The organism is Pseudomonas sp. 43A (assembly GCF_013363935.1).
GTDB classification, from domain to species: Bacteria; Pseudomonadota; Gammaproteobacteria; order Pseudomonadales; family Pseudomonadaceae; genus Aquipseudomonas; species Aquipseudomonas crudilactis.
Genome location: NZ_CP054880.1, coordinates 2,737,751 through 2,749,892, shown reverse-complemented (window position 1 = coordinate 2,749,892; position 12,142 = coordinate 2,737,751). Strand labels below are relative to the sequence as shown.

Genomic DNA, 12,142 nt, shown 5'->3' with positions numbered 1-12,142 from the left:
TTGTTCCTCGCGCAGTGCTGCAACGCGCAACAGCCCTCAAGGGGCTATTGGCAAAAAATTCTTTAGAAGTGAATCCGCCCCGACCAGTCATGCCGATCGGGGCGGTACAACCATCAGCCGTAATTAAACGACTGGAGCACGCCAGTCATCGGAACCCGAAGTACCGGAAACTTCGTGGGTCCAGGTGATTTTGCGGTAGGTGAACTGCACTTCTTCCAGGTGGGTGAAGTGCGCGTTGCCTGGGTCCTGGCAGTTGTGCATTTTGTTGTTGATGGCGACGATGATCGCGTCTTCCAGTTTGGTGGTGTAGTAGTGCTCTTGGGTGCCTTGAGCAGAAGTACGGAACCACTGGATAACGATTTCGCTCATGCGCTCGCCGGAGGTCAGAGCGGCTTGCAGCAGCGGCGAAGCCTTGTCGTAGACCTTGGTGATCACAACTGGCTTGTGAACGCGCTGACCGGTTGGCTGACCGGATTGCGGGTCACGCGGGATGATCACGTCGTGGGTGAAAGCCTGCACCATAACCTGATCTTCGTGGCCTTCCTGGTAGGTGTTGCCTACGGAGTCAGCGGTGAATGCGCCGGCAGTGATCAGGCCTTGTTTTTCGCCGGTAACCGACATGTACGCTGGTGTTGCCATGGGATGCTCTCCTTGCTTGAAAGACATACCTCTCAGGCACCATTGCCTGAAAAGGATGGCTATGCGCCATCAAACTTCATGCCAGCTTTTATGCAACCCATACAGATCAAGGCCCCGAGCTCATCGACTGATCTTTTCCTGTGATTAAGCCAATGAAAAACAAGGGAAAGTGCGCAACTTCTTGCGCAGTGGTGTGCAAGAAGTTGCGCACTTGGCTGGAGACCACGAGCTACGCGGCCTGCAGAGACTTACCCAGGTGAAAGCAGGCAAAGCACTGCGCAACTTCTTGCGCACCTGTACGAGTAGATGAAGGAACCCCTGAGCTATCCTGCTGCCCACTAAAAGGTATCGACACATTCAGCAAGGAGGTTTGCATGCGTACCCTCGAATTGGCCGGCGTCCAGGTTCCAGTCATCGGTCAGGGCACTTGGCGCATGGGCGAAGACCGCTCGGCGCACAAGCGTGAAGTGGCGGCGCTGCGCACGGGGATCGAGCTGGGCATGAGCCTGATCGACACGGCGGAAATGTACGCCGAGGGCGGTGCCGAAACCGTGGTCGGCGAGGCCATCGCCGGCCTGCGCGATCAGGTGTTTCTGGTGAGCAAGGTCTACCCGCACAACGCCAGCCGCAAAGGCATTCCGCAGGCCTGCGAGCGCAGTCTGCGTCGGCTCGAGACCGATTACATCGACCTCTATCTGTTGCATTGGCGTGGCCAGTATCCGCTGGAAGAAACCGTCGAGGCCTTCGAGCGCCTGCGCGAGGACGGCAAGATCGGCCGTTGGGGCGTGTCGAATTTCGATGTCGATGATCTCGAAGAACTGTCGAGTTCGGCCTGCGCGACCAATCAGGTGCTCTACAACCTCGAAGAGCGCGGCATCGAATTCGATCTGCTGCCGTGGTGCCAACACCAGCGCATGCCGCTGATGGCCTACTGTCCAATCGGCCAGGGCGGCGCGATGCTGGCTGAACCGCTGCTGAATGAGATTGCCGCTCGTCATGGTGTAACCCCCGCGCAGGTTTCGCTGGCGTGGATTCTGCGTCAGGATGGTGTGATTGCGATTCCCAAGGCTGTGCGACCGGAACACGTGCAACTCAATGCACAAGCCGCGCAACTGCAACTGGAGGCTGGGGATCTGGCGGCGCTGGACCAGGTGTTTCAAGCGCCACAACGCAAGCAGCGGCTGGCCATGGTTTGAGCCAGCGGCTGGCGAGGGCTTCGCGATGAGAAGCACTGATCAGTACGACCCGTTCAACCTGCAACGTTTTGTCCAGGCTCAGGACCCGGTGTTCGAGCGCGTGCAACGCGAGCTCGATGAGGGCCGCAAGCGCAGCCACTGGATGTGGTTTGTCTTCCCGCAGTTCGCGGGTCTGGGCGGCAGTGAAATGTCCCGGCGCTACGCCATCGGTTCAGCCGAGGAAGCCCGGGCCTATCTGGCCCACGAGCTGCTCGGCGCCCGACTGCGCACCTGCGCGCAGCTTGTGCTTAATGTGCAACAGCGCTCGATCGCGGAGATTTTCGGCCATCCCGATGACCTGAAATTCCATTCCTCGATGACCCTGTTCGCCCAATTTGCCGCTGAAGACAGCGTGTTCAATCAGGCGCTGGAACGCTACTTCCACGGCATTCTCGATGAATGGACGCTGCAACTGCTGGACTCAAAACAGGCCCAGTTGCCCCCCGATCAGGGTTGAAAAGTCGTCGTCGACAAACGGCAGAATCGCATCCGCCACCGGTTGCAATTGCCGAGTGATGTAGTGGTCGTAGTCGATGGCGGCGCGGCGCACCTCCAGCGGCTCGGGACCGGCCAGGGTGATGACATAGCTGATCCAGCCACCGTTCTGGTATTGCCGTGGGCGGCCGTGCTGGGCGTTGTAGTCATCGGCCAACCGCGCCGCGCGCACGTGCGGCGGCACGTTGCGCTCGTAATCGTCGAGGGTGCGACGCAGGCGCTTGCGGTAGACCAGTCGATCATCGAATTCACCGGCGAGGGTTTTGCGCACGTAGTCGCGCACATAATCCTGATACGGCTTGCGCTGGAAAATCCGCTCGTAGAGTTCCTGCTGGAATTGCCGAGCCAGCAGCGACCAGTCGGTGCGCACGGTTTCCAGGCCCTTGTAGATCATTTCATCGCTGCCGTCGGCACGGGTGACGAGTCCGGCGTAGCGCTTTTTGCTGCCCTCCTCGGCACCGCGAATGGTCGGCATCAGGAAGCGTTTGTAGTGAATTTCGAATTGCAGTTCGAGGGCGCTTTCCAGGCCATATTCATCACGCACATGCTCGCGCCACCAATCGTTGACATGCTTGACCAGCGCATGACCGATGCTCGCTGCTTCTTCCTGCCCGTGCGGGCGACGCAACCAGACGAAAGTCGAGTCGGTGTCGCCGTAGATCACCGCGTGGCCCTGCTCTTCGATCAGCTTGCGCGTGCGCAGCATGATCTCGTGGCCGCGCAGGGTGATCGATGACGCCAGCCGTGTATCGAAGAAGCGGCAACCACTGGAACCGAGTACGCCGTAGAAGGCGTTCATGATGATTTTCAGTGCTTGCGATAGCGGTGCGTTGTGCTCGCGCTTGGCAGTCTCCCGCCCCTCGGCCACCCGCGAGACGATCGACGGCAGGCAATGGCGGGTGCGCGAGAATCTGGCGCCACGAAAACCCGCCACGGAATCGGCGTCATCCGGGTGTTGCAAGCCTTCTATCAGCCCGACCGGGTCGATCAGAAAGGTACGAATAATCGATGGGTAAAGGCTCTTGTAATCAAGCACCAGCACCGATTCGTAAAGCCCCGGTTGCGAGTCCATGACAAACCCGCCGGGGCTGGCCTGTGGCGGATTGGTGCCGAGGTTCGGCGCTACAAAACCCTGTCGATGCATCAACGGCATATACAAATGCGTGAACGCGGCCACCGAACCACCGCTGCGATCGGCCGGCAATCCAGTGACGCTGGCGCGTTCGAGCAAGAAGGTCAGCAGTTCGGTCTTGGCGAAGATCCGCGTGACCAGTTCGCAGTCCTTGAGGTTGTACTTGGCCAGCGCCGGTTTGTCCTCGGCGAACATGCGGTTGATTTCGTCCATGCGCTGGTACGGATTGTCGATCGACTTACCTTCGCCGAGCAGGGTTTGCGCGACGTTTTCCAGACTGAACGAAGGGAAACTCCAGGTTGCCGAACGCAAGGACTCGATGCCGTCGATGATCAGCCGCCCCGCTGCCGAGGCGAAATAATGATTACGGCTGCCGTGTTCACGCCATTGCATTTCTTCGCCGCCACGACCGATCTTCAGCGGCACACCGAGGCGCCGTGCGTGTTCGTGGAGGATGCGCAGGTCGAACTGCACGACGTTCCAGCCGATGATCGCATCGGGGTCGTGGCGGGCGAACCAGTCGTTGAGCTTTTTCAGAATGACGGTGCGCGAGTCGCAGTATTCGAGGTCGAAGTCGACGATGCTGGCGTCGCCGTTCGGCGCGCCGAGCATGTACACCTGACGTTCGCCGCAGCCTTCGAGGGCGATGGAATACAACTCGCCGGTTTCGGTGGTCTCGATGTCGAGCGAGACCAGCCGTAGTTTCGGTCGGTAATCGGGGTCGGGTTTGAGCTGGGCGTTGAGCAACACGCCGTCGGCATCGGGCGCGCCGCTGAACCGCACCGGCGCGGTGATGAAACGCTCCATCAGATAGCGTTCTGGTGGACGCACGTCAGCTTCGAATACGTCGACACCGTTGCGATTGAGGGCGGTTTCCAGGCGCATCAACTGGCCGTGTTGCTGGCAATACAGACCCAGCACCGGGCGATGCTCAAAATCCTGCAGGGCCAGCGGGCGCAGTTCGACGTTCTTTTCGTCGTGCAGCAGACGTTCGGCCGCTGCGCGCTGCTCGGCGGGTATAAACGCCACCGACGGCTGATGCGGCAAGCGCACACGGCGCGGCCCGGCGTCGGTCGCCAGCCAGAACTCGACTTCGGTGCCGGCCGGGGTGTCGCGCCAATGCCGGGTCAGGACGAAGCCCTGCGGTAAATCCACCACTGCAACCTCAGGAATTGAATCAGAGAGGCATTCTACGCGGCATTACGCGGGATGGCCCTGGCGATAAATCGCCATCAGCCACGGAAAAACCCGGCAAATGACGTTTTTTGCGTGTTATCTGCCGCTTTGCCACCTTGCCCTGCGCGCGTGCGTCTACGATGCTTGGAGAACAACGACAACACCTGAGTAACCGCCATGAAGACCGTCGCCCAACTGCTCAAGCTCAAAGATCAGAAAAATCAGGAAGTGCACCAGATCAAACCTGATCACATGGTGCTCGAAGCGCTGATGAAGATGGCCGAGAAAAACGTCGGTGCCTTGCTGGTGGTCGAAGACGATAAGGTGGTCGGCATCATCAGCGAGCGGGACTACGCGCGCAAACTGGTGCTGCATGGCCGCTCATCGGTCGGCACACCGGTGCGCGACATCATGGTGGCGAACGTGATCACCGTCGACACCCACCAAACCGTCGACACCTGCTTGGGCATCATGTCCGACAAACGCCTGCGCCACTTGCCGGTGGTCGAGAACGGCAAGCTGATCGGCTTGCTGTCGATCGGTGACCTGGTCAAGGAAGCGATTGCCGAACAGGCAGAGCTGATCAAGCAGCTGGAGCAGTACATTCGCGGGGAATAACTTTTCAGAATCATCCCCTAACCCTGTGGGAGCGAGCTTGCTCGCGAAAGAGGTGGGTCAGAACAACAAGCGTCGACTGACACTACGCTTTCGCGAGCAAGCTCGCTCCCACAGGGTTCTTTGGTGCTCAGGCAGGCCAATGCCGGGCAAACACCGGTGCCAGCACCGGATGCCGGTCAATCCGCTGCAACCACGCATAAAACCCCGGTCGCGCCTGCCGTAAATGCTCGCGGCTCCCCGCCCAACGCGTCACTACTGCCGCCAGCACATCCAGTGCCCCCGGCGTTTCGTCATCCAGATACAACTCCGCTGAAAACTGGTCGGCAAACACCTCCCAACTCCAGTGCAATCGCTCGCGGGCGCCGGCGACCAGGTTCTGCCGCGAGGCTTCGTCAGGCATCAGCAGCCAGCGCTCCGGATAATCAATGACGCCGATCGCTGCGTAGCAATTGCTGACGATGTAGACCAGACCGCGGATCGCCTGATCGCGATCATCCGCCTTGGCAGGCAGCAGGCCGGACTTGGGAAACGTCAGGCCCAGATGAATCAGGATCGCCGCGCTCTCGGTGATGGCGCTGCCGTCAGGCAGTTGCAAGGTCGGTATCTGCTTGAGTGGATTGAGCTGAGCCAGCGCCTCGGCGGCTTCGGTGCTGGCCTCGATATCAATGAAACGGTAAGCGATCTGGCACAGTTCCAGCGCCGCTTCGATGGCGGCTGCGCCTGAATTTCTGTGCCCGTAGAGCTGGTACATATCCAATCCCCCCGAAAAGACCATTGCCACAGGGTAGATGGCTGTAGCGTGGATGTAGAAATAATCTGCCTGTGTATCGGCTTTGGCACGGTTTTCCCATGCACTCGCGACTTGCGAATTCAAACCTCGCAAAACAGCGCTGGCGGTGCCCATCCCGCACCAAGAGCAATCATCGAACGCTATCCGCGTTCTTGTAAGGTGCGATACCGAACCAAAAGTTCGCGTATCCGAGCTGGCATCAAGGAGTTCACCGCGTGAATCTTCAAACGCTCTGCCGCATCAACCTCTGCTCGCCTCTTTGTGCACAACGCCGAGTTCATTCGAACAGTCCCGGCGACCAACGCCTTTATTTTATTACCTGAATCCACGACCGCGCCCCGTGACCGGCAATGACTTATTCGCCGGCAATGGCGCGCTATTTATTTTTTAAATACAACTCACAAAGTTATTGCACAACCAATGTATTGAATGAACGCAAGCAGGATTGTCGAACAATAACTTTCAGCGCCATTGCAAGTGCACCAAAACTGCTCCACGGGTTTCAACTATTCAATACTTCAAACAGCGATTTCATTTAAACAACAACAAGGAACATGCCCCGTGAGCCGCTAAAACATTGACCCGCACCAATTCAGTCCGCCGCGCACCAGCAAGTGCCCTGGCCGCCAGCTGCGCAGGCGCTCTATCCCGCCAGCCCGCGTGATATGGCGCACAGCCTGACTCGCCTGTGAAAAAGCTCCCTCAACCGGAGTCACGGGAATCTGCGCGCCATGGAAAAACCACGACAAGGGTAAAACTTATATAAATGCGACATCGGTAACACTCATGAAATACGCACTCTACATTTCAGCAACATGTGGCACAGCGGTTGCTATGTGTAACAAGCATGAGACACCGACCGTTGTCTTACGCAATAGAAGAACAACCAGGGAATGGCTAATGAACACTCGAAGTCGATAGCGCCAAGCCAGTAAGTTTGCACAAGCCTTGTTCACCGGATAGTTCAACTATCGGCTTCTGCACACCTTGAAGAAAGTTGCACCCACCCACTCGAATATCCCCTGGATGTTCGGACGGCACCTTATTGCCCTTCATCAACCCGAGGGAGCTTTAATGAACGATGCGGTAAAGCACAGAACCCTGCCGGGGCCGTTGCGGGAAGCGCCAGTCCCGCCGCCACCGGGCAGGCCGGCGTTTAAAGCCAATACCTCACAACCCGGCGGTATGAATAAACAGCAGATGGTGTTGCTGGTCGCTGTGTCGGCGCTGATACATGGCGGCGCCTGGTGGTTTCTCCAGCAGTCCAGAACAGAGCCATTGCCAACGCCACCGCAGATTCCGGAAATGACCGTCGAGCTGACCAGCCCGACGCCACCGGCACCGCCGACGCCGGAACCACCACCGCCACCGCCGCCTCCCCCACCGGAGCCTGAACAACCGGTGGAAGACGAAGACGCGGTCAAGCCACCACCGAAACCGCTGGAGAAACCCAAGTCGATCGAAAAACCGAAACCGGTCGAGAAGCCGAAACCGGTGAAAAAGGTCGAGCCGCCGAAAGCGCCACCGGCCCCGGCACAACCGGCTGCACCCGCTGCGCCAGCCACCCCGAGCGCGCCACCGGCCCCTGCCGCCGCGCCCGGTCCGGTGAAGGAATCGGCAGCTGTTTCCGGCCTCGCCAGCCTCGGCAACCCGCCACCGGAATACCCGTCGCTGGCCCTGCGGCGCAACTGGGAAGGCAGCGTGGTGCTGCGCATTCAGGTGCTGGCCAACGGTCGCGCCGGCTCGGTGACGGTGACCAAATCCAGCGGCAAGCCGCAACTGGATGACGCCGCTGTCGCGGCAGTGAAGAACTGGAAGTTTATTCCGGCCAAACGCGGTGACACGCCGATCGACGGCTTCGCCACCCAGACCATCGATTTCAAATTGCCGCAATAACCGAATGCTCAATCAACGCACAACCGAATAACGCAAGCGAGGTATCACCATGAACGATTTGTCTTCGATGATTGTCCCCGGCGTGCTCTGGGGTCTGGTGCTGTTTTCCGTGGTCAGCTGGGCGATCCTGCTGGTCAAGTCGGCGCAGTACCTGCGCCAGAAAGCGCAGAACAAACAGTTCAGCAAAGCCTTCTGGGGCGCGCCGGATCTGCTCACCGCCGCCGAACACGCCAGCCAGTATCCGGGTTCGCTGGCGCGCATCGCCAGCAGCGGTTTCGAGGCGCTGCTGGTGGAAGATTCGCCGCGCACCACGCAACAACTGGCGCACACCATCAACCGTTCGGATCGCCTGGAACGCAACCTGCGCCAGCAGATCCAGAAGGAACGCCGCTCGCTGGAAAACGGCCAGGCGATCCTCGCCAGTATCGGCAGCACCGCGCCGTTCATTGGTTTGTTCGGCACCGTGTGGGGAATCATGGAAGCGCTGAAAAGCATCGGCGAAACCGGCTCGGCCAGCCTTGAAGCAGTCGCCGGGCCGATCGGTCACGCGCTGATCGCCACCGGCGTCGGTATCGCCGTCGCCGTACCGGCGGTGCTGATTTACAACTTTTTCCTGCGTCGTTTGAAACTTGCTTCGGCCGACATGGATGACTTCGCCCACGACTTCGACGCCCTCGCCTCGCGCAGCGCGTTTTCCATCAGCCGTCAGGCCATCGCCAGCAAAACCACAGCCGCCGTGCGGGAGGCCAGCTGATGTCTTTTTCTACTCAGGACAGCGATGAAGTGCTCAGCGAAATGAACGTCACGCCGCTGGTCGACGTGATGCTCGTGCTGTTGGTGGTGTTCATCGTCACCGCGCCGCTGATGACCAACGCGATCAAGGTGAACCTGCCGAAAACCGACGCCGTCGCCCCCGCCGAAAAGAAAGACCCGGTGGTGGTCAGCGTCGATCAGGACGGCAAGTTCTATCTGGCGAAAACCGAGCTGGCCCCGGAATCGCTGGAGGCCAGCCTCAAGGAGGTCAAGGCCAAGGACGCCGAAGTGCGCGTGCAGTTGCAGGCCGACTCCGCCGTCAATTACGGCCAGGTGGCGAAAGCCATGGCGTCGATCGAACGCTCGGGCATTACCAAGATTTCGGTGATGACCACCCACTGAGTACGGTGGCGGCCGCGTCTTGAGAGACGCGCCCGCCACCGCCCGCTGAATCCCGTCGCAATCAGCCGACCGAAAAAACGCCACGCGTCTTCGGAGGGGATCGGCTTGCTTGAAGAAAGTGGTTTTCCGCACGCGGTATCACCGATAGCGGAGCAATGAGGGGCTCACAAGGCCAATTCGATAACGTCTAAAAAGTCGGAAATAACCATGCTGATGAACACTCCACGCTTCACGCTCAAACCCTTGGTGGCAACGATTTCTCGCCACCGTTTTGTTCCGTTGTATCTGGTGGCCATGGGGATGGGCGCCGGGACTGTGCAGGCGGCCGAGGACGACAACGCTTCCGTCCCGGCAGCTGCGGCGGTGGTTGCGCCGACCACGCAACTGCAACGGGTGGAAGTGACGGGCTCGGCGATTCGCCGGGTCGATGCGGAAACGGCGGTGCCGATCACCATTCTCAAGGCCGATGAACTGCGCAAACAGGGCGTGACCACCACCGCCGAACTGGTGCAGCGCATCACCGGCAGCCAGTCGATCAACAACAGCGCAGGCTCAGTCGGCGCAGCCACTGGCGGCGCCTCGTTCGCCGACATGCGCGGCATCGGCGCGAACAAGACGCTGGTGTTGCTCAACGGTCGACGCCTGGCCAACAACGCCTTGTCGGGGACCAACTCGGCCGGCGGCGCGGTGGATCTGAACATGATCCCGTTTGCCGCGATCGAGCGCGTGGAAGTGTTGCGTGACGGCGCCTCGGCGCTGTACGGCACTGACGCCATCGGCGGTGTGATCAACTTCATCACCAAGAAATCCCTGACCGACGGCCAGTTGACCCTCGGCGGCGAAACCCCGACCCACAGCGGTGGCGGCGCGACCAAAGACATGAGCGCCAGTTGGGGCTACGGCGACCTGGAAGAAGACCGTTTCAACGTCCTCGGCGTGTTCAACTACAACAAGCAGCAGAACCTCGACGCCAACGACCGCTCCTTCGCCACCGACTACGCGCCCGGTCGTGGTCTCGATCAGACCTCCGGCACCGCGTTTCCCGGTAACTACAGCCAGAACGGCAACGCCACCAATCCCTTGGCCAACAGCAATTGCAACGGCCCCAACCTGATCGCCCGCGATGGCTTGTGCCGCTTCAGCACCCGTGAATACATCGATCTGGTGCCGCAAACCGAGAAGACCTCGTTCTTCGGCAAAACCACTGGCAAGCTCGGCGACGATCACAACGTCAATCTCGAATACTTCTGGTCGCGCAACAACAACGCCACGGCGATCGGCCCTGCGCCGTTGACCGGTCTGAGCCTCGATTCCTCGTCGCCCTACTATCCCGGCAACGGCATCACCCCGGCGCCAACCGATTTCGCCCTCGACCCGACCCAACCGGTGGACGTCAACTGGCGTGAAACCGCTGCCGGCCCGCGTGAATCGAAAGACCAGAACACCAGCCAGCGCTTCCTGCTCAGTTTCGATGGTCTGGTCGCCGGCTGGGATTACAACGTCGGCGCCTCGTACAACCAGAACAAAATCGTCTCCAGCGTCACCAATGGCTTTGTCAGCGACCAGGCGATGATCAATGGTCTGGCCAGTGGTTTGCTCAACCCGTTCGGCCCGCAGTCCGCCGCCGGTCAGCAGTACATCGACGACGCGGCGTACCACGGCGCCTATTCCACTGCTGTGGGCCGTGTAGCCGGTTTCGATGGTCGTATCAGTCGTGAAATCGGCGACTGGTTCGGCGCCGGTCCGTCCGGTCTGGCGCTGGGCGGCGAGTACCGCAAAGAGAAATTCCATCAGGACTTCGAGTCGTTCGCCGGCGACATTCAGAGCCTCGGTATCGACCCGGCCGGCAGTGTTGAGGGCGACCGCAGCGTCAAAGCCGCCTACGCGGAAATCAACGTGCCGGTGCTCGACAGCCTCGAACTGTCCGCCGCCGTGCGTCACGACAAATACAGCGACTTCGGCAGCACCACCAACCCGAAATACTCGTTCCGTTATCAGCCGTTGAAAGAGCTGGTGGTGCGTGGCGCGTACAGCGAAGGTTTCCGTGCGCCGTCGCTGTACGAGCTGTATTCACCGCGCAGCATCACCTTCACTCAGGGCTACTACAACGACCCGGTACTGTGTACTGGCGGCGTGGTGCAACCGGGCGGCAACGGCGGCCGCGATTGCGGTCAGCAGTTCCTCAACCAGATCGGCGGCAACGAAGACCTGGCCCCGGAGAAGGCGCGCAACGTGACGCTGGGCTTCGTCTACCAGCCGATCAACAACCTCTCGTTGGGTCTGGATTTCTGGTGGATTCACATTTCCAACCAGATCCAGCCGTTCCCGGAATCCACCGTGTTTGATCAGGCCGGCTCCTACCCGGATCGCTTCGTGCGCAATGCCGACGGCACGCTCAACTACATCGTCACCGGCAACGCCAACCTCGGCATCGTCGAAACCAACGGTGTCGATGTGTCGCTGGATTACCGTTTCCCGAACACGCCTTACGGTCAGTTCGGTCTGGGGCTGCAAGGCACTTACGTTGACGAGTACGACTTCCAGAGCACCATCAAAGGCCCGTTCACCGACAAGGTCGGCGACTTCCAGGGTGACGGCGTGATCGCGCGCTGGAAGCACAACCTCACCGGCAGCTGGACCTTCGGCGCGGCACGGGCGGCGCTGACCAACCGCTTCACCACCGGCTACAACGATTACGACCGCGATACCCACGCGCGGGTGGCGTCGTATTCGGTGTGGGACCTGTCGGCCGGTTACACCTTCAACAAGGTGCTGGATGTCGATGCCGGGATGAAGAACGTGTTCGACCGCAACCCGCCGTTCTCCAACCAGGCCTACAACTTCCAGAGCGGCTATGACCCGCGTTACACCGACCCGCTGGGGCGTACCTTGTTTGCGCGCATGACTTACCACTTCTAACCGGAAACACCATACCCCCAATGTGGGAGTGAGCTTGCTCGCGAAGGCGTCGTATCAGTCAACACATCCTTCACTGATACACCGCAT

At 60.0% G+C, this 12,142-nt stretch carries 10 protein-coding genes; 7 read left to right on the top strand and 3 right to left on the bottom strand.

Annotated features, from left to right (window positions below; all coding sequences use genetic code 11):
* Window positions 1–123 precede the first annotated feature (123 nt).
* On the bottom strand, window positions 124–639 hold the full coding sequence (locus tag HUW52_RS12245) for an Hcp family type VI secretion system effector (RefSeq protein ID WP_016983993.1): 516 nt from the start codon (window positions 637–639) through the stop codon (window positions 124–126).
* Window positions 640–1,013: 374 nt separating this feature from the next.
* On the opposite strand from HUW52_RS12245, the gene HUW52_RS12240 reads away from it, so the two are divergent.
* Together HUW52_RS12240 and HUW52_RS12235 are read left to right on the top strand one after the other, a co-directional pair.
* Entirely contained in the window at window positions 1,014–1,835 is an 822-nt protein-coding gene (locus HUW52_RS12240) for an aldo/keto reductase (protein ID WP_175553772.1), read from the top strand.
* Window positions 1,836–1,860: 25 nt separating this feature from the next.
* Window positions 1,861–2,331: a DUF1810 domain-containing protein gene (locus HUW52_RS12235; RefSeq protein ID WP_175553771.1), complete on the top strand. Its 471-nt coding sequence runs from the start codon at window positions 1,861–1,863 to the stop codon at window positions 2,329–2,331.
* On the opposite strand, the gene HUW52_RS12230 is transcribed toward HUW52_RS12235, so the two are convergent.
* On the bottom strand, window positions 2,296–4,656 hold the full coding sequence (locus tag HUW52_RS12230; protein WP_175553770.1) for a DNA polymerase II: 2,361 nt from the start codon (window positions 4,654–4,656) through the stop codon (window positions 2,296–2,298). The two genes, HUW52_RS12235 and HUW52_RS12230, sit on opposite strands and share 36 nt — an antisense overlap.
* Before the next feature lie 198 nt (window positions 4,657–4,854).
* Between HUW52_RS12230 and HUW52_RS12225 the strand changes: the two genes are divergently transcribed.
* A complete protein-coding gene (locus HUW52_RS12225) occupies window positions 4,855–5,295 on the top strand; it encodes a CBS domain-containing protein (protein WP_008084932.1) in 441 nt (146 codons plus the stop codon).
* A gap of 127 nt (window positions 5,296–5,422) precedes the next feature.
* Here HUW52_RS12225 and HUW52_RS12220 read toward each other — a convergent pair whose 3' ends face one another.
* Window positions 5,423–6,046 carry a glutathione S-transferase N-terminal domain-containing protein gene (locus tag HUW52_RS12220; protein ID WP_016983989.1) on the bottom strand — a complete coding sequence of 208 codons (624 nt, stop codon included), beginning with the start codon at window positions 6,044–6,046 and terminating at the stop codon, window positions 5,423–5,425.
* A gap of 1,113 nt (window positions 6,047–7,159) precedes the next feature.
* Here HUW52_RS12220 and HUW52_RS12215 point away from each other — a divergent pair.
* From HUW52_RS12215 to HUW52_RS12200, 4 genes are all read left to right on the top strand, one after another.
* A complete protein-coding gene (locus HUW52_RS12215; protein ID WP_175553769.1) occupies window positions 7,160–7,981 on the top strand; it encodes an energy transducer TonB in 822 nt (273 codons plus the stop codon).
* 67 nt (window positions 7,982–8,048) lie between these two features.
* On the top strand, window positions 8,049–8,735 hold the full coding sequence (locus HUW52_RS12210) for a MotA/TolQ/ExbB proton channel family protein (protein WP_371748312.1): 687 nt from the start codon (window positions 8,049–8,051) through the stop codon (window positions 8,733–8,735).
* The gene (locus tag HUW52_RS12205; RefSeq protein WP_007918272.1) at window positions 8,735–9,136 is read left to right on the top strand and encodes a biopolymer transporter ExbD; all 402 of its coding nucleotides are present in this window, start codon (window positions 8,735–8,737) and stop codon (window positions 9,134–9,136) included. Before HUW52_RS12210 ends, HUW52_RS12205 begins: the two co-directional genes overlap by 1 nt.
* A gap of 207 nt (window positions 9,137–9,343) precedes the next feature.
* On the top strand, window positions 9,344–12,055 hold the full coding sequence (locus HUW52_RS12200) for a TonB-dependent receptor (protein ID WP_175553768.1): 2,712 nt from the start codon (window positions 9,344–9,346) through the stop codon (window positions 12,053–12,055).
* Window positions 12,056–12,142: the final 87 nt, after the last annotated feature.

Bases quoted from the DNA above. Each gene is read 5' to 3' on its own strand.
- HUW52_RS12245 (WP_016983993.1), bottom strand. From the start codon at position 639: ATGGCAACACCAGCGTACATGTCGGTTACCGGCGAAAAACAAGGCCTG.
- HUW52_RS12240 (WP_175553772.1), top strand. From the start codon at position 1,014: ATGCGTACCCTCGAATTGGCCGGCGTCCAGGTTCCAGTCATCGGTCAG.
- HUW52_RS12235 (WP_175553771.1), top strand. From the start codon at position 1,861: ATGAGAAGCACTGATCAGTACGACCCGTTCAACCTGCAACGTTTTGTC.
- HUW52_RS12225 (WP_008084932.1), top strand. From the start codon at position 4,855: ATGAAGACCGTCGCCCAACTGCTCAAGCTCAAAGATCAGAAAAATCAG.
- HUW52_RS12220 (WP_016983989.1), bottom strand. From the start codon at position 6,046: ATGTACCAGCTCTACGGGCACAGAAATTCAGGCGCAGCCGCCATCGAA.
- HUW52_RS12215 (WP_175553769.1), top strand. From the start codon at position 7,160: ATGAACGATGCGGTAAAGCACAGAACCCTGCCGGGGCCGTTGCGGGAA.
- HUW52_RS12210 (WP_371748312.1), top strand. From the start codon at position 8,049: ATGATTGTCCCCGGCGTGCTCTGGGGTCTGGTGCTGTTTTCCGTGGTC.
- HUW52_RS12205 (WP_007918272.1), top strand. From the start codon at position 8,735: ATGTCTTTTTCTACTCAGGACAGCGATGAAGTGCTCAGCGAAATGAAC.
- HUW52_RS12200 (WP_175553768.1), top strand. From the start codon at position 9,344: ATGCTGATGAACACTCCACGCTTCACGCTCAAACCCTTGGTGGCAACG.